Raw genomic sequence first — 24251 nt, 5'->3', positions numbered from 1 at the left:
TGATTCACTTAATATGATACCTGATGTCACGCCGAATGGCGTTTTTGCATTTACCACCAATTAGGTGGCTAACTTCATTCTATAATCCACCATTTATATTTACTCTTGCAAGGATCATTATTAATTAGTCAATTTAATATTCAAAACAGAAGCCTCAGTAACTGTGCAAATGCACAGAACTGAGGCTTTGTTAGTCCAACACCTACTCCTAGGGCCCTTTGGACTCGTTCAATTTCATTATTACAGATAATTTCTGGAGTGTCAAAATCTAATTAATCTCGATAAATCGCCAATGCCACCTTCTTGAGCGTATAATGAACAATAGTAATGCTAAAGGGGGATTCAACGTGCAGGCACCATACAAGATCATGCTGCTCTTCGGGACGCGGGCCGAGGCGCTCAAGCTCATCCCGGTCATCCGACTGATGCGTCGTCAGCCGGACAAGTGGCAGCCGGTGATCGTGACGACGGCGCAGCAGCAGCACCAGTCGCAGCTTTTGCAGGCGATCGAACGCTTCAACATCCGGCCGGACTTCAACCTCGACGTGGCCGACGCGCCCGAATACGACCTGGTCGAGCAGCTCAGCAAGCTCCTCCACAACCTCAACAACGTCATGAAGGCCAGCCAGCCCGACATGTTACTGGTGGCCGGGGATGCGACGACCAGTTTGGCGGCCAGCCTGGTCAGCTTCTACCAACACCTGCCGTTGGGACACGTCGAGGCCGGGCTGCGGACCTACGACAAGAACCTGCCCTTCCCCGATGAAATGCACCGCCGGTTGACCGACGACCTGGCCGATCTCTACTTTGCCCCGACGACCCGCGCCCGGGACAACCTGCTGGCGGAGCACCATCCGGCCCAGCAGATCTACGTCACTGGCAACACCTCGATCGATGCCGTCCGCGAGGCCCTCTCGACCGAATTTCACAGTCCGCTCCTCGACCAGCTGCCGGCGGACCACCGGGTGATCGTTCTGACGATGCGCCGTCCGGAAAGCGTGGGGGCCCCGATGAAGCGGGTCTTCCACACGATGCGTGACATTGTCCAAACCAACCCCGACGTGGAGCTGATCTATCCGGTGGTTGACGATCCGGAAATCATGGATCTGACCAATGACATCCTGGGGGAACATGAGCGGATCCACCTGGTAAAGCCGTTGCCGCACCGGGACTTCCTGAACCTGGCGGCCCGCAGCACCCTGATCATCACGGACTCGGGATCCATCCAGGAGGAGGCGCCGGCCCTGCATAAGCCGGTGCTGCTCCTGCGGGAGAAAACCGAGCGGCCGGAAGCGGTCGACGCGGGGGTTGTCCGAATCGTCGGCACCGACCCGACGACCATCCAGCAGGCGGTCTTTGAGCTGCTGCACAATCACCGGGCCTACCGCAAAATCGCCAGCGCGCCGAATCCTTTTGGCGATGGGCACGCCAGCGAGCACATTCTTGAAATTATTGATCATTATCTAAGCGCAAAATAGCAAACCGCCTTCCAGCCAGACAATCAGCCAGCTGGCAGGCGGTTTTTATTATTTTGTTGTTCACTGAAGTTTATGCTTGATGACTGAAAATGCTGACCATTGAGCGCTTCCAAAGATGATATGATGGAATTGCAAGTTAAACCGGGAGGAGATTTCATTGAAAAAAGCGCATAAGAAGCTCTACAAGGCCGGCAAACGGTGGCTGACCGCCATGATCACGATTGGGGCGGTCACCGTCCTGGGCGGAGCGGCTACGGCCCAAGCTGATTCGCAGGCAACGACCATCGAGCCACAGACCGCAGCGGTGCAAACACAGACAACCACGGTGCCACAGGAGGAGCAGCAGGGCCAGGCTTCACAGGAAAAGCAGGCGACGGCCAATGCAGACCAGGCGGTGCAGGAAGAAACGACCACGGCCACGAGCCAGGCGACCACCGCGACCAGCGGACTGACCGTTTCCCAGCCCCAGGCCAACGCCGCCAATCAGTGGGCCCACTACGACCAGGGCTGGTCCTACACGGATAGCCAGGGCAACTGGGTTTACAGCCAGTGGCAGCACATCAACAACAACTGGTACTACTTCAACGACGCCGGCTACGCTCAGACCGGCTGGCTCAAGACCACGGTTGGTAATTGGTACTATTTTGACAATCAGAATGCCTGGGCGCTGAAGGGCTGGCAATACCTGGACAACAACTGGTACTATTTCGATCTCAGCCAGGCCAACGCACTGACTGGCTGGCAGTGGATCGATAACAATTGGTATTATTTCGACGCGGCCAACCGGGGACAAATGAAGGTTGGCTGGCAAAAGATCAATCAGAAGACTTACTATCTGAATGAGCAGCACGACGGCACGTACGGCGCGATGAAGACCGGCTGGCAGTGGCTCAATGGTCATTGGTACTTCCTGAACGGCGATGGGGCCGCGGCCTTTGGCTGGAGCTCGATTGGCGGGAACGAATACTATTTTGACCCGCAAACGGCTCAGATGGCCACAGGCGATACGGTGATCGACGGCTATCACTTTTACTTTGACCCCGCCTCTGGTCACCAGCTGCGGGGACTGGTGCTGAACCCGACCAGTCACAAGCTGATGTACTATGACGAAAGCACCGGGAGTCGAAAGACACAGCTGACCACGGAAGGACGGACGCTGAACTTTGACCCGACGACCGGCGATCTTGACACAACCGGCTGGGCAAGCGGCCTGGTCAAGCTGAACGGGCACAACTATTACTACGATGCCGCCAATGGGCAATTCAGCAGCAGCGACTGGCGGCAGCTTAGTGGTCACTGGTACTACTTCGGTGACCAGGCGGCGGCCACCACGGGCTGGTACCGGTCCGCGGCCGGCAATTGGTACTACTTCGCTGCCGATGGAACCGCCACGACCGGCTGGTTCAAATCCGCTGCCGGGAATTGGTACTACTTTGACCCGACGAACGCCTGGGCGCAGACCGGGTGGTTCAAGTCCGCGGCTGGCAACTGGTACTACTTCGATCCGACGAATGCTTGGGCCTTGAAGGGCTGGCAGCGGATCAACAATAATTGGTACTACTTTGACACCGACCAGACCTGGGCACTGAAGGATTGGCAGCTGATCAACGGGACCTGGTACTATTTCGATCCGCAGAACTGCTGGCTGGATTATCAGCCAACCCTGGACTACGCTTGGCGGTCGATTATCAACCAGTACTCCAACCCGGTGGCGATTGCGATCCAGTCCCAAGCCACCAACCAGGTGTACACGTATACGAACGTTGCTGGGCACACCTTCGACACGGCCAGCACCGTTAAAGTGGCCGTCCTGGCGGAGCTGCTGCACAACACCGGCGGCAGCCTGACCTGGCAGCAGCAACAGCTAGCGGCGAAGATGATCCGCAACAGTGACAACGACGCGACGACCTACATCGTAAACAACTACCTGGGCGGCCTGGGTGGACTCCGGAGCATTTATTCCGCGCTGGGGATGAATAGCACCAGCATTGGGCCAACCTGGGGTAAAACCAAGACGACGCCGGCCGACCAGTTGAAGCTGCTCGCCGAAATCTACCTGAAGCCGAGCTCGACCTACCTCAATAACCAGTCGCGCCAGTACATTCAGCAGTTGATGGGGAGCGTCTCCGCGAGCCAGAACTGGGGGATCTCGGCCGGCAGCGGCAGCTTCTACGTCAAGAACGGTTGGCGGCCGGACAATGGCTGGTGGCACGTCAACAGCATTGGCTTCATTCCGGGGAGCCAAAACGATGGCTACACGATCGCCGTGTACACGGATTCGAACACGTCGATGAACAATGGGATCAACCTGATTGAGCGCCTGGCGCGGGCAACGCGGACGATCATGATTTGATGAAATATTACTAGGGAGGAATCATTTATGAATAAGGAACACAAGAAATTATACAAGGCTGGTAAGAATTGGCTGACGGCAACGATCACGATTGCCGCGGTTGCCTTGGCTGGCGGCCTGGTTGCTAATAGCGCTCACGCCGATGCAACCTCGAATGCGACGCCGGTGGCTCAAACTGAAACGGTTCAGCAACCGCAACAAGCTACAGGAGAAGCGGACACCACAGCTAATGCAGATCAGCAAGAGCAAAGCACTCAACAGGGTCAGGCTACAAGCACCGACCAAACCACGCAGCAGGCAAGTACCGCGACCACGGCAGAACAGACTACATCAAATGCCGACACACTAACAGTTTCTGCCCCTAAGGCCAACGCCAGCAACCAGTGGGTTCGTTACGATCAGGGATGGTCGCGCACGGATGACCAGGGCAACTGGATTTACAACCAGTGGCAGCACATCAATAACAACTGGTACTACTTTAACAACGCAGGTTATGCCCAGACCGGCTGGTTCAAGTCTGGGGCCGGCAACTGGTTCTACTTTGATAACAATAACGCCTGGGCGCTGACCGGTTGGCAAAACATTAACAGCCATTGGTACTACTTTGACCCGACGAATGCCTGGGCCGATCGCGGCTGGTTCCAATCCGGGGCTAACAACTGGTACTACTTTGACTGGAATAACGCCTGGGCTTTGACCGGTTGGCAAAAGATTAACGGTAATTGGTACTACTTCGATTGGAATAATGCCTGGGCGCTGAAGGGCTGGCAGAAGATTAACAACACTTGGTACTACTTCGACCCGACCAACGCTTGGATGTTCACCGGCTGGCATAACATCAATGGCACAAACTACTACTTCGAATCGTCTGGGGCGTGGAACTCCGGGAACGAAGCCGGTAATTGGCTAAAAGAATATGGTGTCTGGGAATACCGTTTGGCAAATGGTCAGCTGGCAAGGGGCTGGCACAAGATTGACAATGCTTGGTACTGCTTCAGTAGCGTTTACGCAATGGAAACGGATAAGCTTGAGGACGGACAAGTAGAGTTTGGTAACAAAATAGCGGCCGGGAAGTACTACGTTGGCAATGACGGCAAGCTAGTTACGAACGGCTGGATTAAAACCTTGGGCAATTGGTTCTATGCAGACGGTAGTCAAGGTGGCCGTTTGATTCGTGGCTGGCACAAGATTGACAATGCCTGGTATTGTTTCGATGGCTATTATGGAATGGAAACGGATAAGCTTGAGGACGGACAGGTAGAATTTGGTAACAAAATAGCGGCCGGGAAGTACTACGTTGGCAATGATGGTAAGCTAGTTACGAACGGCTGGATTAAAACCTTGGGCAACTGGTACTATGCAGACGGTAGTCAAGGTGGCCAGTTGATTCGTGGCTGGCACAAGATTGACAATGCCTGGTATTGTTTCGATGGCGATTATGCAATGGAAACAAATAAGCTTGAGGACGGACAGGTAGAATTTGGTAACAAAATAGCGGCCGGGAAGTACTACGTTGGCAATGATGGCAAGATGGTAACCAATAAGTGGTTCCAGTACTTTGGCACCTGGTACCACGCCGGGAACGATGGCCGAATTCAGAACAACTAAGATAACGAAAAGGCTTCGACAACCGAAAAAGTTGCCGAAGCCTTTTTAATGATATTATTATTTCTCTGCAATATCGCGGTTATCGTGAAAAATCAGCCACTTGGAGAAGACATAGTTGGCGATCACCACGACCACGTTATCGATGATCTTGACAATCAGCTGCTGGATCGGTGAATCGAAGCCCATCAGGGTGACACCGACGTACATGATGATGACATCCACGATCAGCGTCAGTCCCCGGTAGAAGTAGAATAAGAAGAATTCCTTCACGAAGGCTTTGACCGTCGAATAGTGGGAGCCGAAGACCCAGACCTTATTGGTGAAGTAAGCAACCAGCACCGACAGGAACCAGGCGATCACGTTGGCCAGTTGGTAATTCCAGTGGGCTCCCGAGCTCAGAAATTGGAAGACCGCGATGTTGACGACCGTGGTTACCACGCCCCAGAAGAGGTAGGCGATGATCGAGCGGTACTTGTTGAAGAGGGCGACCAGCTTAGTCATTCTGGCCCGCCTTTTCTACCAGTTCTTTTGCAAAGGCATCGAGCTTCTTGATGTCGTCCTCGTCTGGGGCCAGGTTGACGTGGACGTTTTCCGAACCCTTGGTGGCGCCGGCATCGGCCAGGGCCTCGCCGAACTTATCAACGGCCACGCAGAAGTTGTCGCCGTAGAAGGTGTCACCGGAGCCGGCCACGCCGTAAACCTTGCCGTCCAGTTCCTCATCCTGCAGGTCGTCGTAGAAGTCGAGCCCTTCTTCCGGCAGTGCCCCTTCGTCGTAGGTGTATGGACAGATGACGCAGATGTCGACGTCCTCGAAGTCGGCCGGGTCGGCCATCGTCATTTCGGTTTCCTCGACCTCGACGTCCTGCTTTTCGAGGGCTTCGGTGATGATGTCGGCAACGTCTTCGTTGTTTCCGGTAATCGTTGCATATACCACGAGTGCTTTCATGTTAATTCCTCCATATTATCACTAGTTTGATCTAATTTTATCAAAAGTGTCACTAGTTTTGATTCAACTTCTATTCAAAAAGATTTGATCAATTCCTTAGTATAGCATGCTTTACCCGGAACCGGCGAACTAGTGGTATACTGTGTAAGGTAGAAATGTCAAAAAAGGAGACATCACATAGAATGATTACCTTAAAATCACCGCGTGAAATTGAAGCGATGGAAAAGGCCGGGGCCGCCCTTGCCGGCATGCACCTCGGTATTCGTGAGTTTATCCGGCCGGGGATGTCCAGCTGGGAGATCGAAGAATTTGCCCGCAAGTACTTCAAGGCGGCGGGTGCCAAGGCCGAACAGATCGGCTTTGAAGGCTACAAGTACGCCACCTGTGTCAGCGTCAACGACGAGATTTGCCACGGCTTCCCGCGCAAGAAGCTGATCCTGAAGAAGGGGGACCTGGTCAAGGTCGACACCGTGGTCAGCGTTGACGGCTTCTTCTCCGACTCCTGCTGGTCCTACGCGGTCGGTACGGTTAAGCCAGAGATTGCCAAGCTGATGGACGTCACCAAGAAGGCCCTCTTCATGGGGATCGACCAGTGTGTTCCCGGTAACCGGATCGGTGACATTGGTGCCGTCATTCAGCACTACACCGAGGATGAGAATGGCTACGGAGACGTCCGGGAATTCGTCGGCCACGGGATCCAGCCAACGATGCACGAAGACCCGATGGTACCGCACTATGGTGAACACGGCCAGGGCCTGCGTTTGCGTAACGGTATGACGATTACCGTGGAACCAATGATCAACACCGGCACCTGGGAAGCCGACACCTCCGACCCGAGCGGCTGGCTGGCCAAAACGGCCGATGGTGGTTGGTCTTGCCAGTACGAACACACCCTGGTAGTTACCAATGACGGCCCGAAGATCCTGACCTCTCAAGATCCTGAGGCCGACGCCAAGTACCTCTACGACGACAATTATGCCGGCTACTTGGACCACTACGGTGCAATTGCTCGCAAGATCGCCCAACAATACAAGAAATAAATTAGAAAAGCGCCTTCCATTATAAGAGAAGGCGTTTTTTATACAGTCAATTAAGCATAAATATTGATCGAACAATTCATGAATCCTGTGGCGATTGGGGACATTTCTATGCATAAAACGGCAGAAAATAGCCGATTATGCAGGTGATTAATAAAATATGCGCACAAAACCGTATATTTTGCGTGAGAAAAGAATTAGAATCGCCCAAGAAGACTTTTATTTTGAAAATAAAGGACTATACTTGAATTATTAAATAAATTCTTATTTTTATTTAAGAATTTAAATGTTTTGGAGGCTTATTACATTGGATGAGCAGAGTAGTAATAATAAAAAGATGATTACTACCTTTGGCCTGGTGACGATGATCATTACCTCGATCTTCGGATTTGGTAATGTTTCAAACGCCTACCTGCAAATGGGTTACGGTAGTATCATCTGGTATGCCTTAGCGGGGATTTGTTTCTTCTTCCCGTGTGGCTTAATGATGGCCGAATACGGGTCCGCCTTTAAGGACGCCAAGGGTGGTATTTACTCCTGGCTGGCTGGCTCGATCGGTGAACGAATGGCCTTTATCGGGACCTTCGTTTGGCTTGCTTCCTGGATTGTTTGGATGGTTTCGACCGCCTCACGGATTTGGATCACCTTCTCCGCGCTGATCTTCGGTAAGGATACCACCCAGCAATGGCACTTTGCCGGCCTGTCCTCGACCGAAGTGATCGGGATCTTGGGGATCATCCTGATGATTGCCTGCACCTACTTCAGTTCCCGGGGGATGACCGCGATTGCCAAGGTTGGTTCAATCGGTGGGATTTTCACCGTGGTTGTCAACATCATCTACGTCATTGCAGCGATTGTTATTTTGATTGCCAACCGGGGTGCCCTGGCACAGCCATTCCACGGCGCACGGGATTTGATCATGTCACCAAATACCCAGTTCCAGACGCCGATTGCCATTATTTCCTTCGTCGTCTACGCCATCTTCGCTTACGGTGGGATGGAGTCACTGGGTTCCGTCACTGACTCGATGGAGAAGCCTGAAAAGACCTTCCCACGTGGTTTGATCATCGCATCCATCTTCACGATTGGTGCCTACGTCATCATGATTCTGATGGCCGGCTGGTTCGCTAACTACAAGCACGACTTTGCAGTTTCCACGACCAACCTGGGGAACGCTACCTACGTGCTCTTCAACGTCCTCGGGGTTAAGCTGGCGACGGCGCTGGGCCTTTCCCACGCCACTGCCCTTGTCTGGGGTTCTGCGATGACCCGGATCGTGGCCTTCTCACAGGCTCTCGGTTTCCTGGGTGCGCTCTTCGTTTTGATGTACTCGCCAATTAAGGCCTTCATCCTGGGTTCCAACCCAGACCTGTGGCCAAAGAAGCTGACTAAGCTGAACAAGGCGGGGATGCCTGCCAACGCCATGTGGCTGCAGATTACGATCGTTTCCATCATCATCTTCCTGGTAGCCTTCGGTGGTTCTGCCGCCCAGAAGTTCTACACCATCCTGACTGATATGGCCAACGTTTCGACCTGCTTCCCATACCTGTTCTTAGTCGGTGCCTTCCCGTTCTTCAAGAAGCGGACTGACATCGAGCGGCCATTCGTTGCTTTCAAGAGCAAGTTCTGGACAAACGTCATCGTGTGGTTCGTTGAGATTATCCTGATCATCGGGATTCTCTTCACCTTCATTCAGCCAATGCTGGAACACGATTGGCAGACGGCCTTCTGGACGATTGCCGGTCCAATCTTCTTCGCCGCAGTGGCATTGATCTTCTACCAGACCGCGACGAAGCGGAATCACATTGAACAAAAGTAAGTGTCGTTAATTGCAGATAACGTGGAAACAAGCGAGCCCCTAGCATCTAGCTACGGACGAGAGCCGGCGCCTTCAGCGCCAACTCCCGCCCTAGGCTAGCTGTACGGGACTCCGAGAAGCTTGTTCCCACTCACTAGATAACGTGTAATTAACTGCGGGCCTAGTGTCTAACCACTGACAAAAGCCGGCGCCTTCAGCGCCAACTTCCGCCCGCGGTTAGCCATACGTCCCGCTGGTCGTTAATTGCACTTCCTAAATTAAGACTCGATAACAATTTGTTACCGGGTCTTATTTTTTATGGCCGTTCTGGTATAATTAGCCTATATTAACTAGGGGGTCAGGACGACGGAAGAACCGAGCAAAATGAAAAAATTCGTGCTGCTGCTGCTGCGCCACTTTCAGATGGCTCAGATTTCCAGCTCGGCAGCGACCCTGGCTTACTACACCCTGCTGTCGATCTTCCCAGCAGTCCTGGTGATCGGGAACCTTCTGCCAATGGTCGGGCTCAACGCCAAGACGGTGCTGTCCTACCTGCAGACGGCCGTTCCCAAGTCGATCTACACCTTCACCCAACCCTTCATCTACGACTTTCTGCGCCAGGGGAGTGGGGGCCTGCTGACGACCGGGGCCCTGATTGCCCTCTGGTCGACCAGCCAGGGAATCGCCGCCTTCCAACGGAGCGTTAACCTGACCTACGGGGTGGCCCGCAACCAGAACCCGATCAGCAACCGGGTGATCTCCTTCATCTGGATGATCGTCGTCCTGATGATCATCTTCCTGATCGTCCTGGCCTACGGGATCGGGGAGCAGCTGCTCAAGAGCGCCCAGCCGATCTTCCACTTCCACCGCAAGTACATCTACATCTTCAGCTCCCTGCGGTGGCCGGTGACCTTCACCGTGCTCTTCATCGCGCTGACCCTGCTGTACTACTTCGTCCCCAACGCCCAGGTGCGGCTGCGTTACGCCCTGGCCGGGGCCCTGTTTGCAGCGCTGCTCTGGATGGGACTGTCGCGGCTCTTCTCCTACTACACGGTGATCTTTCGCCACAGCGTGATCACCTACAAGACCATCGGGGCCTTCATCGCCATGATGGTCTGGCTGGACTTCTCCGGCTACATCATCATGTGGGGAGCGGTGCTCAACGCGACACTCCAGGAGGCGCACGAGGGCAAACTATACGAGCGCAAGCACTTCTGGCAGCTGATCGAACATGAGGAAAGAATGAAAAAAGAGCAGTAATCGCACGCGATTACTGCTCCCTTTAGCTTATATGGGAGGAGATTCTAGATTAAGCGGCTGGTTGTTCTTCGTCGTTGAAGAGCGGTGTGGAGACGGTGTCGACGTATTTGGCGGCAACTGGCGTGACGTAGAGCTGCTCGTCGTCCTTGGCGAACAGGTTCGATTTGACGATCAGGTCCATTGCCTGCCGAACGGTCTTGGGGTCAAGGTTGTCGTTGGCGTAGTTGAGCTTGAGCAGGTGTTTCTTGCCGGTGTTGCCCTTGAATGTGAGGTTGAGAGACTTCATATTTGATTACCTTCCTTTGCTAGATTAGTCAATCGCGACGTGGTCGGTAGCGATGACGTTGGCACCGTTACACTTTTCACTGGTCAAAATTTCGATGGCCTGCGTTAAGCTGGTCAGCTGTTCGTCAGTGACGCGCTCGATGACGTTGTTGAAGAGGTGGGTGACACCCTTGGGATGCTTGTCACCGATCAGCGTTAGTTGAACCTTTGCGGACTTAAAATTACGTACCATACTCATTTTGAGCACTCCTTTGATTTTGATTTGATAAGCGGTGGCCACTGCTTACACTTATACAGACGAATGGGAACGAAAAAAGTACCTAAATTTCAAGAATAAGTTAGCCACTGGACTCAAATAAATAATACTGACCAATTGATTATTGGTTGATGGAGCTGTGATATCTCTTGGTAGAAGGCCTTACGATAGATATCCATTGACGAATGTCCATTAAACATAGCTCGTGGATAGTGATTCATCCAATCATTAGTCGCTATGATCTGAGCACTACTATAGTTATTTATAGCTTCACCTTTGGTAATCTCCTTGCGGAGAAACCGGTTATTGATCTCATTGGATCCACGTTCCCAAGGGGAATACGGATCAGCATAGAAAACATGATCGTGAACTTGTGTTAACTCACTAAATTCTGAACCGTTGTCAGAGGTTATTGTCTTAAAAATGCGATAGTAAGCATCTGTGCCCATTTTCTGGCGCAAATTTATAAAGAACTTATTTACTGCATGCGCAGTTTTACCAGCAATTTTACTCGTGATATTAACTCGTGAAAGGCGATCAGTCATTACTAGTACAACACTGTCATTACCGTTTTTCTGTCCCTGAACTGTATCCAGTTCCCAATGGCCAATTTCGGACCGTTGGTCCGCAGTTTGAGGTCGTTGAGCAATATTAGGCCCTAAGCACCTTTTAGCTTGCGGATGAGTTTGATGATGCTTACGTTTAGGTTTTTCAAAGAGGTCTAAATTGGACGTACGAAGCACACCCTCATTAATCCATTGATATAAAGTTACAACCGACTTTGGGATCAGGGTGCCATCATTCATTAAATCTCGAGCCTTATAAATAACCGCTTGTGGGGAGTAATGGTGGTCGTCAAACTCACCAAGCATTAGCTGATCAGCTAATCGTAAAAATTGCTTTGAAGAATAATATAAGCGACGACGACCAGAATGGCGGTGATGTTCAAGATATGTGGCCTGACCAGCTTCATAACTATAGATGTAGTAAGAATATTCGTAAATCTTACCATTAGATTTTTGACGACGAAGTTGGCGGACCGTACCACGGTTGAGCTCGTTATTAATTGTTTGATGATTAACTCCTAATTGGCGACCAATTGCGCGATTGGAAAGTCCTTGCGACTTTAAAGTCGCAATCATCACACGTTCTTCTTTAGTAAGATGAGCATTCTTTTTATGAGTAGTCAATAAAATAGTAGACATGGTATCATTTAAGTGCGTCATTTGACGGACATCCTTTCATATAGGTTTGGTTCACTTAATATGATACCTGATGTCACGCCGAATGGCGTTTTTTATTTACCACCAACTGGGTGGCTAACTTCATTCTATAATCTACCAACGAAAAAAGTAAAGGGGAAATTAAGAAATGGCAAAAATTTCAAAAATCGAGGCCCAGAAGCGGCGGGGGCGCTATAATATTTATCTTGATGGGCACTATGCCTTCCCAGTAGCCGAAAGCGTCCTGGTCAAATTTCGCCTGATGAAGGGATTGGAGCTCGACAAGGAGCAGGTGGCGGCGATCACCACGGCCGATGCTCAGGCGCGGGCCTACTCACGGATGCTGGACTACCTGGCCCACAGCCTGCGGACGGAGAGCGACATCGTTAAGAAATTGCGCGACCTGGAGACGCCGGAGCAGTTCATCGCGCCGATCCTGCAAAAGCTGCGCGACCAGCACCTGGTCGACGATCACGAGTACGCGGCCAGCTACGTACGTACGGCGATGATCACTAGTCTGAAGGGGCCGGGGGCGATTCGTCAGCACTTGCGGGCCAAGAAGATTGGGGAGAACGACATCGAGTCGGCGCTGGCCCAGTTCACCCCGGAGCGCCAACGGGAGAACGCGGCCAAGCTGGCCCAGAAGCTTTTCAAGCGCTACCGCAGCCAACCCCGGATGCGCCAGGAACAGAAGGTGCGTCAGGGCCTGCTGACCAAGGGCTACGCCAGTGCGCTCTTCGACCAGGTCAAGGAGGCGGTCGAACCGACGGAAGATCCGGAAGAAGAGGACGCACTGCTGGCCCAGCAGGCGGAGAAGCTCTGGCGGCGCTACCGGCGTTACGAAGGCCGCGCACGGGTGCAGCACTTCAAGCAGGGGATGTTTCGGCGGGGCTTTGACCTGGATCGGGTGCAGGCCTGGCTGGACGAACACGAAGAAGAGCTTCCCTAATGGAAAAATTATTGGTATCATGTATAAGATATGATTTAATTTCGAAGTAAGATAAAGAGAATGCACAATGGAAAATAAGAGGATTCATGTCGATGAGCAGGAGCTGAATCACCAGTATGCTTATCGCACAATTAAACGGCTATTCGATATCGTTGCGGCGTCCATCGCCGTGGTGATCTTGAGCCCCGTCTTTTTAATCATCGCGATCTGCATCAAGGTCGATGATCCCAAGGGCCCGGTCTTTTATTCCCAGACCCGGGTGGGCAAGGATGGCCGTCTTTTTAAGATGTATAAGTTCCGGTCGATGGTCACCAACGCCGATGAACTGCTGGAAAAGCTCAGGAGTCAAAACGAGGTCAACGGGGCGATGTTCAAGATGAAGAACGATCCGCGGATCACGCGGGTCGGCCGGGTCATCCGGAAGTACAGCCTGGACGAGCTGCCGCAACTGGTGAACGTCGTGGGGGGCTCGATGAGTATCGTGGGCCCGCGGCCGCCGCTAACCAGCGAGGTGGCCGAGTACACCGACTACGACAAGCAGCGCCTGATGGTAAAGCCGGGGGCGACTGGCATGTGGCAGGTCGGTGGCCGGAACGACGTCGATTTTGACGAAATGGTTGAACTAGATTTGACCTATATCCAGGAGCGCTCGATCTGGCTTGACCTCAAGATTATGTTTGAGACCGTCAAGATCATGATTAAGCCTAACGGAGCATACTAAAAGGAGTAAAGCAGTGGAAATCAAAGTACTTGTCGCAGCGCATAAGAACTACGCCATGCCAAAGGATGACCTGTATTTGCCGGTCTTCGTGGGGAAGGCGATTCATCCGGACGTTAACCACAGTTTTCAGGGGGACAACACGGGGGACAACATTTCGGCGAAGAATCCCTACTACAATGAACTGACGGCGATCTACTGGGGCTGGAAGAACCTTGACCTCGATGCCATGGGGCTGGTGCACTACCGGCGCTACCTGAGCCTGAACCACAAGAAGTCCCTGGACGCCGTGTTGTCTCGCCAGCAGGCGGTGGACCTTCTGCAGGATCACGACATCATCCTGCCGCCGAAGCGTCGCTACTACATCGAGACGATCGAGTCGCACTACCGACATTCGCACGAGAACGAACCGCTGGACGTGATGACCCAGGTGATTGCCGAGAAGTACCCGGAGTATCAGGCCTCCTACCAAAAGGTGATGAAGCGGACCTGGGCCCACATGTTCAACATGTTCATCATGAAGCGTGGCCCGCTGAACGAATATTGCAAGTGGATGTTCGATGTCTTAAGTGAGGTTGAAAAACGGATCGACATCAGCAATTACTCCACTTACGAAAAGCGGGTTTACGGCTTCCTGAGCGAGCCCCTACTGGATGTCTGGCTGGATCAGCATCCAGAATACTCGACAACCGAGGTTAACTACGTCTTCATGGAACACACCAACTGGTTCAAGAAGGGCGGTGCCTTCCTGAAGCGGAAGATCGTTGGCTACAAGTAAAAGGAGGGGCGTGAAATGACAGCTAAGTTATCAATCGTGGTGCCCTGCTATAACGAGCAGGAAGCCATCCCGCTGTTCTACCCAGCGGTCGAGAAGGTCGTTTCCAAGATGCCCCTGGAGACCGAATACTGGTTCATCAACGATGGGTCCGCGGACGACACCCTCAACGAGATGCGCAAGCTCCACGCGACCGATCCCCAACGGGTCCACTACGTTTCGTTTTCCCGCAACTTCGGGAAGGAAGCGGGACTCTATGCGGGATTAGAAGCGGCCACCGGCGACTACGTGGTGGTCATGGACGCCGACCTGCAGGACCCGCCGGAATACCTGCCGGAGATGTACAAGTACATCACCAGCGGCGAGTACGACTGCGTGGGGATGCGGCGGACCGACCGGAAGGGAGAGGCCAAATTCAAGTCCTTCCTTAGCGACCAGTTCTACAACGTGATCAACAGGATCTCGGACACCAAGATCGTTTCTGGTGCCCGGGACTACCGGATGATGACCCGGCAGATGGTCGATGCCGTTCTCTCGATGAAGGAGTACAACCGCTTCTCGAAGGGGATCTTCAACTGGGTTGGTTTCAAGACCAAGTACCTGCCTTACAAGAATGTCGAGCGGGTCGCCGGGACGACGGACTGGTCGACCTGGAAGCTGTTCAAGTACGCCATTGACGGAATCACCGACTTCTCCGAGGCGCCGCTGGCACTGGCCACCTGGATTGGTGGGGTCACGGCATTTATCGCGGTCGTTGGTCTGATCGTCGTTATCGTGCGTTACTTCGTTGATCCGGGAAGCAGCACCGTGGGCTGGGCATCGCTGGTCTGCATCATGCTCTTCCTGGGCGGGGTGCAGCTCCTTTGTCTGGGAATCGTCGGTCGCTACATCGGCCGGATCTATATGCAGGTGAAGAAGCGGCCGATCTATATTGTGAAAGAGAAAAAATAGCTTAACCGGCGAATTTGTTAAAGAGGAGAAAGGAATTGACATCTTTAGTAGACAAGGGCAAAAGAATAGGGGAGATGCGACTAGATGGTCCACTTATCTATGAAATCGCGTTTTCTTTTTATTTTGTAATTGCTTTTTTCCAAACTTCAACATACACGGATTATTTCCCGGGGAATTTCTTGCACGTGCTGTCGTTTATTCCCTTGATAATGGTGCTATTTAAGATCTTCTTGTTGGACCGGTTCGACGTAAAGACATTGCTGTTCAACCTGGTAATGCTCGCCTTGTTGGTGGTAACGTGGCGAACATCTGGTGAGTACATCTTGCTACCGATGGGGATTTTTATCCTCGGTGCACGCAACGTTGACTTTCGCCGGATTGTATACCTGTACTTGATTATCGGAACGACGCTGCTTGCCTTTATCTTCTTTACGTCTCTTCTTGGATTGACGAAGGATTTGATTTTCCACCGGGGAAATGGACTTGTCCGGCGGGCTTTCGGGATTATTTACCCGACCGACTTTGCCGCCCACGTTCTATACCTGGTGATGGCATATTGTTACCTGAATTTCAGACGGGTCGGCTGGAAGAGCTACGTCGTATTTGTTCTCTTGGCGTATGCACTGATTAAGTTCTGCAGTGCGCGCTTGAGTGCATACTCGTTGATTCTCCTAATTCCGGTGATGATAATTGGTCAGTACGCCCAGAAAGGGAATAAGCTGTCCCGGGCGATTGCATCGTTCTACTGGATGGTGCCATCGGTATTAGCCTATGCAATGCTGCTGATGACCTACCTGTATCGTCCCGGGGGCAGCGGTTTCCTGGAGCGGATCAATACTATCTTATCCGGCCGATTGTACTATGGCCACGAGGGACTTGCTCACCACCCATTTACGCTATTGGGTCAGCGAATGCACGAAAATGGCTTTGGCTATGGTGTACACTTTGCAGGGGTGAACGATGCCAATTACTTTTTTGTTGATTCGTCGTTCGTGCGAACCTTCATCCTTTACGGGGCGATAGTACTGCTGTTAATCGTCATATTGATGAGCGTCATCTCATGGCGGTCGGTTGCCAAACGCGATTTTGCCTTGGCCAGCATCATAGTGATGATTGCGGTCAGCGCCGTGGTTGAGCAGCGACTATTTGACTTTGGCTATGATCCGTTTTTGCTAGCATTATTTGCTAATTGTTACCTGCAACCAAAAGAAATGACATTGGAGGAGCAAAGTTGAAAACTTATACACTGAAAAAATTCATGCACACATTTGGTAAGAGCATCCTGGTTATTATTATTTTTGCCCTAATTGGCGGTGTTGCCATGGGGCTAGATGCTAAGCACAAGAAGACGACCACGTACACTGCTACGCGGAGCATCGTAATTTCTCACAATATCGAGAAGGCATATCAGTCCAAGCAAAACAACAGCCAGGATTCACTGGTAAACGAAGATGCAAACATGATGCCAACCTACAAGGAAATTGCCGAGAACGGCACGATCGCAACGGCGGCACACCATCGCCTGTCAAAACATCTGCGGTCTAAGTACTCCTCCAGTGATGTTAAGAGTGCTGTTAAGGCAAAGGTAACGCCACAGTCGTTGGTAATGGATCTCAAGGCCGAAACTAAATCTCCGAAGGATTCCGTTGCCATTGTTAACGCAACTGCTCAGGCGATGAAGCAAGAACTGCCGACGCTTCAACCAGGATCTGGTAAGGTGACGCTTCTGCAGAAGGCAAACACGGATGAAGTCAGCAGCTCATCCCATCCAAGCATCAAGAAGCATGCCGCAGTTGGCCTAGCTCTGGGTGGCCTCCTGGGAATGATCGTTTCGTTTATTGCCGTGACGATTAAGAACTTTCTTGTTAAATAGGTGAAGCAATGAAAAAGGCTGTTTTTACTGTTGATGAGTACAGTGGTGCAAACAAGAACAATGCCGGCCCAAAGGCGAAGATGGACATTGATCATTTTCTTTCGCAAGAAGGCTTCCAGATTGTTCACCAGCACTTCCAGGTTCACTCGAAACTTCAAAAGTTGAAGGACTATTACTGGACGATCCCACACCTATTCAGTCGCACGGAAAAGTTCGACGAGCTGCTGTTTCAGTATCCAACTTACTCCAGTTTTCTGATGAAGAGGCTGGTACCAAAGCTGAAGGAAAGTACGAAAAAACTCTACTTTGTCATTCATGACGTTGAATCATTACGATTGTTCACGTATGATGAAGAGTACTGGCAGGGTGAGCGTCAGCTGTTTAATACCGCCGATGGACTAATTGTTCATAATGAGAAGATGGCCCAGTGGTTGAAGGACCATGGGGTAGAAACGTCGATGGTCTCGCTGGAAGTCTTTGACTATGACAACCCGCAGGCATTAAATACTAAGCCGGGCTACCAAAAGCAGGTCTGCTTTGCCGGCAATCTGGAGAAGTCATCCTTCTTGGATAAGGTTGAACTGGCTGACGGTCAACTGCAGATTTTTGGCTCCCACCCCAGTGACCACTATCACCAAGGCGTGGAGTATATGGGACAGTTCACTCCCGAAGAGCTGCCTAAGCACCTGACACAGAACTTTGGGCTGGTCTGGGATGGCGATGTCCTGGATACCTGTGGTGGCAAGTATGGTGACTACATGCGTTACAACAATCCCCACAAGATCTCCCTTTATCTCAGCAGTGGCTTGCCAGTGATGATCTGGAAGCAGGCAGCTGAGGCGTCCTTTATCGTGGATAATCAGTTGGGAATTGCGGTTGATAGCCTTGAGAATCTCGACCAAGAACTGGCAAACGTCAGTGAAGAACAATTCGCTGCCTACAAGGGAAACGTCTTAAAGATTGCGGAAAAGCTGCGCTCCGGATACTTCATTAAGCAAGCAGTTGCAAAGCTTGAAAAACTATAAGAACACAAAATAACGGAGGAATGACCGAGTGTCACTTCTCCGTTATTTTTGTAGGGTAAATAAAAAGGACCGCGTTCGCGATCCTTTTCAACTCATTAGTTTAGTTTTGATGGACAATCTGTGCTTGGCTTGGCAGACTGCCGGACCAGTCGGCGTAGGTAGTACTCTGGCTGTTCGGTGAGGTCTGCCGGTCCATCCCGTCACTGTCGACGTGGTGGGTAACACCATTAGAGTCGGTCCAGACGGCGACATCACTCAGACCTAGCTGCCGTTGTGACTTTTGGTTGGCCTGACTGCTGGTCGAATCGCTGCTCTGGTCACTGACCGCACTGCTCGTGTTGCTTTGGGACGAACTAGCGGTGCTCGAGCTTTCGTTGTCGCCGCTCTGACTATTCTTCTTGGAGCTGCTCTTCGTACTCTGCTTGCTAGAAGAATTGTGCTTTTTTTGCTTAACGACCTTGGCAGCCTGTTCCTTCGATGAGGATGACTTGGATGCACTCTTATTGGTGGAACAACCAGCTAACCCGAATGCCATCATCAATACTAATGAACTCGATAAAACTAGGTGTCGAATATTTTTCATAGCTCTTTTAACTCCTATTACTTAAATTGGTGATGTAACTATGCAAAGTTTGAATTTAATAGTATAATTATATCATTTGTAAGAAATCAAAGTCTATCAAATTAATCTGGTGGGTGAATTACCCAAACTATTTAGCATTTTAACACCATCAAATCCGACCATCAATGTTAATCTGCTAATTGATACCGAATCTTAGGTAAGTTATAACCGAAATGAAATATAATTTGGAACGATTTTTGGTAGAATTTACATAGTTTACTAAAATATCGAAATTTTATGTGATCGCGAGAGGAAAGTAGTTATGTCAAAGTATGATTATTTAGTTGTCGGTGCCGGCCTGTTTGGTGCAACCTTTGCCTACGAAGCTGCCAAGCGCGGCAAGCGGGTCAAGGTGATCGAGAAACGGCCGCACATTGGTGGCAATGTCTATACGAAAGAGGTCGCTGGTATTCAGGTGCACGAATACGGCGCCCACATCTTCCACACCTCAAATGACCAGGTTTGGCAATACGTCAACCAGTTCGCAGACTTTAACCGCTACACGAACAGCCCGGTGGCCAACTACAAGGGGGAGCTCTACAACCTGCCCTTCAATATGAACACCTTCAATAAGATGTGGGGTGTGACCACGCCGAAGGAAGCCCTGGCGAAGATTGATGAGCAGCGCCAGGAGATGGCGGGGAAGAAGCCGGCCAACCTGGAGGAGCAGGCGATCTCCCTGATCGGCCGCGACATCTACGAGAAGCTGATCAAGGGCTACACTGAGAAGCAATGGGGGCAAAAGGCCACCGAGCTGCCAGCCTTCATCATTCGGCGCCTGCCGGTTCGGCTGACCTTCGATAACAACTACTTCAACGACCGCTACCAGGGAATTCCCGAGGGCGGTTACACCCAGATCGTCGAGAAGATGCTGGCCAGCGACCTGATCGACGTCGAGACGGGCGTTGACTTCTTTGATCACAAGGACCAGTACCTGAGTGATTACCCGAAGATCGTCTTCACCGGGACGATCGACCAGTTCTTCGATTACCAGTTGGGCGAACTCCAGTACCGCAGCCTGCGCTTCGAGACCGAGCTGCTGGATGAAGATAACCACCAGGGGAACGCGGTGATCAATTACACCGACGCGGAGACGCCCTACACCCGGGTCATCGAGCACAAGCACTTCGAGTTCGGCAAGGGCGACAAGGGCAAGACCGTGATTACCCGTGAGTATCCCGCCGACTGGCACCGTGGGGATGAGCCCTACTACCCGGTCAACAACCAACGCAACAACCAGCTCTACACCAAGTATCAGCAGCTGGCCCAGCAGCAGCCGAAGGTCATCTTCGGCGGCCGCCTCGGCCAGTATCGCTACTACAACATGGACCAGGTGATTGCGGCGGCCCTGAAGACCGTGGATGAGGAGTTCGATAACTAACCATGAAGGTAATTAGGAATTATCTCTATAATGCGGGCTACCAGATCCTGAACATGCTGATCCCGCTGATCACCGTTCCCTACATTTCACGGGTGTTGGGTGCGCACAACGTCGGGATCAACGAGTATACCAACAGCTGGGTTTCCTTCTTCTACCTGATCGGTCAGATGGGGATCACTCTCTACGGTAATCGGGAGGTCGCCTACCACCGCGATGACCTCTACGAGCGGTCGCGGACCTTCTGGGGCGTGGAGAGTCTTCAGGTGATGACCATTGGTCTGGCCTTGATCGCCTACCTTTCGGCCGTCTTCCTGTTCAGTACGACCTTCAAGTACTACTTCCTGATGCAGACTCTCTGGATCGTTGCGACCGGGCTTGACGTCTCCTGGTACTTCATGGGCCTGGAGAATTTCAAGGTCACGGTGGCCCGAAACGCCCTGGTGAAGCTGGCGTCGGTGATCCTGATCTTCACTTTCGTCAAGACGAACGCGGATCTGGGGCTCTACATCCTGATCCTTGGTGGTGCACAGGTAGCCGGTAACCTGACCCTGTGGCCGTATCTGCGGGGCAACCTGATCTGGGTGAACGTGCGCGAGTGGCACCCGTTCAAGCACTTCTACCCGTCGCTCTTGCTGTTCATTCCGACCATCACTACCCAGGTCTACCTGGTCCTGAACCGACTGATGCTGGGGCACATGTCGACTCAGGCGGCCCTGGGGAACTTCGGCCAGTCGGACAAGATCGTCAAGTTCGTCCTGGCGATTGTGACGGCAACGGGGACGGTCATGCTGCCGCACGTTGCCAATAAGTTTGCCAAGGGGGACATCGAAGGGGTGCGCAATAGTCTCTACGCCTCCTTCGACTTCGTCTCGTCCATCTCGATTCCGATGATGTTCGGTCTGATGGCGATTGCCTATAAGTTTGCCCCCTGGTTTTTGGGCAGTGACTTCGTTCCTTCCGGTCAGATCATGTTTCTCGAATCGCCGATCATTGTCCTGATTGCCTGGAGCAACGTCACCGGGACCCAGTACCTGATGCCGGTCAACCGGGTGAAGGAGTACACGACCTCGGTGACGATCGGGGCGGTCAGCAACGTCTTCTTCAACCTTTTCTTGATCGTCCTCTGGGGGGCCAACGGGGCGGCCCTGGCCACCGTCGGCTCGGAATTCCTGGTGACGGCCAGTCAGATGTTCATGATCCGCAAGACGATTAAGCGGCGGGTGATGTTCCGCGAGGTGTGGAAGTACTTCCTCAGCGGGCTCGTGATGTTCATCGTGGTCAGCCGGATCTGCCAGGTGATTCAGATGACGATCGCCAACCTGATTCTCGAGGTGGCCCTTGGGGTCATTATTTACGGTCTGGGGCTGATCCTGCTGAAGGCCAAGATCTTAAACAAGGCGATTGACATCGTTAAGGAAAGCCGCAAATAAATTCGTTAAAAGCTATGTTACATTTATGTAACATGGCTTTTACATTTTGCTAATAAATAAACAAGAGAGTTGTTTTGAAAAGATCGATCTCCTATACTATTTGATAGGTTAAAATTTAAAATAAAATTATAAAAGCTAAGAATTACTCGTCCCAATCACTTTAGGAGGATTAAGACATTTTGAGTAGTCACAAACAGACAAAAAGAGTGAAGTTATACAAGGCCGGGAAGCAATGGCTGACAGCAGCGATCGTTTCTCTTGGCTTTTTTGCTGGGGTTCAGGTGCAGCAGGCCCAGGCGGACACTACGACCAGTGGCCAGACCACGGTGGTTATCAACAACCAGTCCGCAATTGCTGGCATTCCTAGCAACATCAACGGCTACACTAAGCAGCAAGACCAGAACGGCAACAACGTCTGGAAGAACAACAGTGGTCAGACGCTGAACGGCTGGGAGTCGACCGGCAGCAACTGGTACCGCTTCAACAATGGTTCCGCCGCTACCGGCTGGCAGAGCATCGACAACAACTGGTACTACATGAACCAGAGCAATGCCGCCATGGAGACCGGGATTCAAAAGATCGACAACAACACTTACTACCTGAATGAACAGCACGACGGGACGTATGGTGCGATGAAGACCGGTTGGCAGTACGTTGACAACAGCTGGTACCACTTCCAGAATAACGGCGCAGCCAATACCGGCTGGAACAACATCGATGGCAACGAATACTACTTCGATCAGAGCAGTGCCAAGATGGCCACCGGTGACACCAACATCGACGGCTACAACTTCTACTTCGATGTTAACTCCGGCCACCAGGAAAAGGGTCTGATCCTCGATCAGAATACCCACACGCTGAAGTACTACGACACCAACTCCGGTTCCCGGCAGAACGTTATGTACAGCAACGGCCAGACCTACACCTTTGATGCCCAGACTGGCAGCATGAACACCAGCAACCTGAGCGACGGCCTGAACTGGATTGCTGGGCGGACCTATTTCTTCAACGCCAGCAGCAACACCTTTGCTAGCAACGCATGGGAACAGGTCAACAACAAGTGGTATTACTTCGGTGACAACGGCAGTGCCGTAACCGGCTGGTACAAGTCCGGTGCCGGCAACTGGTTCTACTTTGATAATGACGGTTCCGCTAAGACCGGCTGGCAGGGAATCAACAATCGCTGGTACTACTTTGACACCACCAATGCCTGGGCATTACGCGGTTGGCAGTACATGGACAACAACTGGCTCCACTTTGACCCAACCAACGCCTGGCAGGACAAGGGCTGGGCAAAGATTGACGGTCAGTGGTACTACTTCGATGACAAGGGCCACATGCTGACGGGCCTGCAGACCATCAACGGCAAGCGCTACGACCTGCGGACCGAACACGACGGTTCCTACGGTGCCATGAAGACCGGTTGGCAAAAGGTCAACGGCTCCTGGTACTACTTCAATGGTGGTGGCGATGCCGCTACCGGTTGGTTTAAGTCCGGTGCCGGCAACTGGTTCTACTTCAATAACGATGGTTCTGCCAAGACCGGTTGGTTCAAGTCTAACGCTGGTCTCTGGTACTACTTTGATCAGAACAATGCTTGGGCACTAAAGGGCTGGCAGTACATCAATAGTCACTGGTACTACTTTGACCCATCCAATACCTGGGCTGATACCGGTTGGCAGAAGATCAACGGCAAGTGGTACTACATGGACCCAACCAACGCCTGGATGCTGACCGGCAGCCAGCAGATCAATGGCAAGACCTACAAATTTAATTCCGACGGTTCCTGGGCTGATGGCTGGGCATGGCCATTCCCACAGGACGGTGAGGGTCACTTCTCCGGTGCCCAACTGTTCGGTGTTCATGCTGGTGGTCAATTCCGGCAGAATGGCTTCCATGACGGCCTGGACTTCGGTTCCGTCGACCACCCGGGCAGCGAAGTTCACGCCATCCACGGTGGGACGGTCAAGATCGTTGGCTACACCGCGGGCCTGGACTGGTACTGTGTCGTTGACACCGGTGAATACCTGGTTGTCTACCAGGAAGCCTTTGCCAACAAGTCTAACATCTACGTTCACGAAGGACAGCAGATCAGCACCGGTGACGTGATTGGCTACCGGAACACCTCCCACGTTCACATCGGGATTACCCGGAACCACAACTTCAACCAGGCACTGAAGTACTCATTCACCAACAACGGTACTTGGCTGGATCCACTGCAGGTCATCCGGAACGGTATTAATGGTTAATAATAATTAAGCAAATGGCGATGTTCAGAAATTC

At 52.0% G+C, this 24251-nt stretch carries 22 protein-coding genes; 16 read left to right on the top strand and 6 right to left on the bottom strand.

Features of this window, described 5'->3' with window-relative positions; all coding sequences use genetic code 11:
* Window positions 1–347: 347 nt before the first annotated feature.
* From wecB to LKE23_RS04240, 3 genes are all read left to right on the top strand, one after another.
* Window positions 348–1478: a non-hydrolyzing UDP-N-acetylglucosamine 2-epimerase gene (gene wecB / locus LKE23_RS04250; RefSeq protein ID WP_291978225.1), complete on the top strand. Its 1131-nt coding sequence runs from the start codon at window positions 348–350 to the stop codon at window positions 1476–1478.
* A gap of 157 nt (window positions 1479–1635) precedes the next feature.
* Complete coding sequence (locus tag LKE23_RS04245; RefSeq protein WP_291978224.1) at window positions 1636–3831, top strand: serine hydrolase; 2196 nt, start codon at window positions 1636–1638, stop codon at window positions 3829–3831.
* A gap of 27 nt (window positions 3832–3858) precedes the next feature.
* Window positions 3859–5439 (top strand): KxYKxGKxW signal peptide domain-containing protein, encoded by a 1581-nt coding sequence (locus tag LKE23_RS04240; protein WP_291978223.1) that lies wholly within the window; start codon window positions 3859–3861, stop codon window positions 5437–5439.
* 57 nt (window positions 5440–5496) lie between these two features.
* Here the strand turns inward: LKE23_RS04240 and LKE23_RS04235 are convergent, their stop codons facing one another.
* Together LKE23_RS04235 and LKE23_RS04230 are read right to left on the bottom strand one after the other, a co-directional pair.
* Complete coding sequence (locus LKE23_RS04235; RefSeq protein ID WP_291978222.1) at window positions 5497–5940, bottom strand: GtrA family protein; 444 nt, start codon at window positions 5938–5940, stop codon at window positions 5497–5499.
* Window positions 5933–6385 carry a flavodoxin gene (locus LKE23_RS04230; protein WP_291978221.1) on the bottom strand — a complete coding sequence of 151 codons (453 nt, stop codon included), beginning with the start codon at window positions 6383–6385 and terminating at the stop codon, window positions 5933–5935. Before LKE23_RS04230 ends, LKE23_RS04235 begins: the two co-directional genes overlap by 8 nt.
* Before the next feature lie 182 nt (window positions 6386–6567).
* Here LKE23_RS04230 and map point away from each other — a divergent pair, with 182 nt between their 5' ends.
* The 3 genes from map to LKE23_RS04215 all read left to right on the top strand — a co-directional run bounded on the left by map (window position 6568) and on the right by LKE23_RS04215 (window position 10480).
* Window positions 6568–7425, top strand: coding sequence for a type I methionyl aminopeptidase (map, locus tag LKE23_RS04225; RefSeq protein WP_291978220.1), 858 nt, complete (start codon window positions 6568–6570; stop codon window positions 7423–7425).
* Window positions 7426–7729: 304 nt separating this feature from the next.
* Window positions 7730–9241 carry a glutamate/gamma-aminobutyrate family transporter YjeM gene (gene yjeM, locus LKE23_RS04220; protein ID WP_291978219.1) on the top strand — a complete coding sequence of 504 codons (1512 nt, stop codon included), beginning with the start codon at window positions 7730–7732 and terminating at the stop codon, window positions 9239–9241.
* A 363-nt stretch (window positions 9242–9604) separates the two neighbouring features.
* A complete protein-coding gene (locus LKE23_RS04215) occupies window positions 9605–10480 on the top strand; it encodes a YihY/virulence factor BrkB family protein (RefSeq protein ID WP_291978218.1) in 876 nt (291 codons plus the stop codon).
* Between the two features lie 49 nt (window positions 10481–10529).
* Here the strand turns inward: LKE23_RS04215 and LKE23_RS04210 are convergent, their stop codons facing one another.
* The 3 genes from LKE23_RS04210 to LKE23_RS04200 all read right to left on the bottom strand — a co-directional run bounded on the left by LKE23_RS04210 (window position 10530) and on the right by LKE23_RS04200 (window position 12247).
* On the bottom strand, window positions 10530–10766 hold the full coding sequence (locus tag LKE23_RS04210; protein WP_291978217.1) for a DUF2922 domain-containing protein: 237 nt from the start codon (window positions 10764–10766) through the stop codon (window positions 10530–10532).
* A gap of 24 nt (window positions 10767–10790) precedes the next feature.
* Window positions 10791–11003, bottom strand: coding sequence for a DUF1659 domain-containing protein (locus tag LKE23_RS04205; protein ID WP_291978216.1), 213 nt, complete (start codon window positions 11001–11003; stop codon window positions 10791–10793).
* A gap of 113 nt (window positions 11004–11116) precedes the next feature.
* Complete coding sequence (locus LKE23_RS04200; protein WP_291978215.1) at window positions 11117–12247, bottom strand: IS30 family transposase; 1131 nt, start codon at window positions 12245–12247, stop codon at window positions 11117–11119.
* Between the two features lie 145 nt (window positions 12248–12392).
* Here LKE23_RS04200 and recX point away from each other — a divergent pair, with 145 nt between their 5' ends.
* The 7 genes from recX (at window position 12393) to LKE23_RS04165 (ending at window position 18535) form a co-directional block, all read left to right on the top strand.
* A complete protein-coding gene (gene recX / locus LKE23_RS04195) occupies window positions 12393–13193 on the top strand; it encodes a recombination regulator RecX (protein WP_291978214.1) in 801 nt (266 codons plus the stop codon).
* 67 nt (window positions 13194–13260) lie between these two features.
* Window positions 13261–13914: a sugar transferase gene (locus LKE23_RS04190; RefSeq protein ID WP_291978213.1), complete on the top strand. Its 654-nt coding sequence runs from the start codon at window positions 13261–13263 to the stop codon at window positions 13912–13914.
* A gap of 13 nt (window positions 13915–13927) precedes the next feature.
* A complete protein-coding gene (locus LKE23_RS04185) occupies window positions 13928–14689 on the top strand; it encodes a DUF4422 domain-containing protein (protein ID WP_291978212.1) in 762 nt (253 codons plus the stop codon).
* A gap of 15 nt (window positions 14690–14704) precedes the next feature.
* Window positions 14705–15637 carry a glycosyltransferase family 2 protein gene (locus LKE23_RS04180; protein ID WP_291978211.1) on the top strand — a complete coding sequence of 311 codons (933 nt, stop codon included), beginning with the start codon at window positions 14705–14707 and terminating at the stop codon, window positions 15635–15637.
* Window positions 15638–15672: 35 nt separating this feature from the next.
* Window positions 15673–16872 (top strand): hypothetical protein, encoded by a 1200-nt coding sequence (locus tag LKE23_RS04175; protein ID WP_291978210.1) that lies wholly within the window; start codon window positions 15673–15675, stop codon window positions 16870–16872.
* On the top strand, window positions 16869–17510 hold the full coding sequence (locus LKE23_RS04170; protein ID WP_291978209.1) for a chain-length determining protein: 642 nt from the start codon (window positions 16869–16871) through the stop codon (window positions 17508–17510). The genes LKE23_RS04175 and LKE23_RS04170 overlap by 4 nt, the downstream gene beginning before the upstream one ends.
* Window positions 17511–17518: 8 nt before the next feature.
* Window positions 17519–18535 (top strand): galactofuranosyltransferase, encoded by a 1017-nt coding sequence (locus LKE23_RS04165; RefSeq protein WP_291978208.1) that lies wholly within the window; start codon window positions 17519–17521, stop codon window positions 18533–18535.
* A gap of 100 nt (window positions 18536–18635) precedes the next feature.
* Here LKE23_RS04165 and LKE23_RS04160 read toward each other — a convergent pair whose 3' ends face one another.
* Window positions 18636–19118 carry a hypothetical protein gene (locus LKE23_RS04160; protein ID WP_291978207.1) on the bottom strand — a complete coding sequence of 161 codons (483 nt, stop codon included), beginning with the start codon at window positions 19116–19118 and terminating at the stop codon, window positions 18636–18638.
* 301 nt (window positions 19119–19419) lie between these two features.
* Between LKE23_RS04160 and glf the strand changes: the two genes are divergently transcribed.
* The 3 genes from glf to LKE23_RS04145 all read left to right on the top strand — a co-directional run bounded on the left by glf (window position 19420) and on the right by LKE23_RS04145 (window position 24217).
* Entirely contained in the window at window positions 19420–20538 is a 1119-nt protein-coding gene (gene glf, locus LKE23_RS04155) for a UDP-galactopyranose mutase (RefSeq protein WP_291978206.1), read from the top strand.
* Window positions 20539–20540: 2 nt separating this feature from the next.
* Entirely contained in the window at window positions 20541–21968 is a 1428-nt protein-coding gene (locus LKE23_RS04150) for a flippase (RefSeq protein WP_291978205.1), read from the top strand.
* A gap of 206 nt (window positions 21969–22174) precedes the next feature.
* On the top strand, window positions 22175–24217 hold the full coding sequence (locus LKE23_RS04145) for a peptidoglycan DD-metalloendopeptidase family protein (protein WP_291978204.1): 2043 nt from the start codon (window positions 22175–22177) through the stop codon (window positions 24215–24217).
* The last annotated feature ends 34 nt before the right edge of the window (window positions 24218–24251 follow it).

Source organism: Limosilactobacillus sp. (assembly GCF_022482365.1).
Lineage (GTDB): Bacteria > Bacillota > Bacilli > Lactobacillales > Lactobacillaceae > Limosilactobacillus.
Note: the sequence above shows the minus strand (reverse complement) of the source record. Positions and strands in the feature narration are given on the sequence as shown.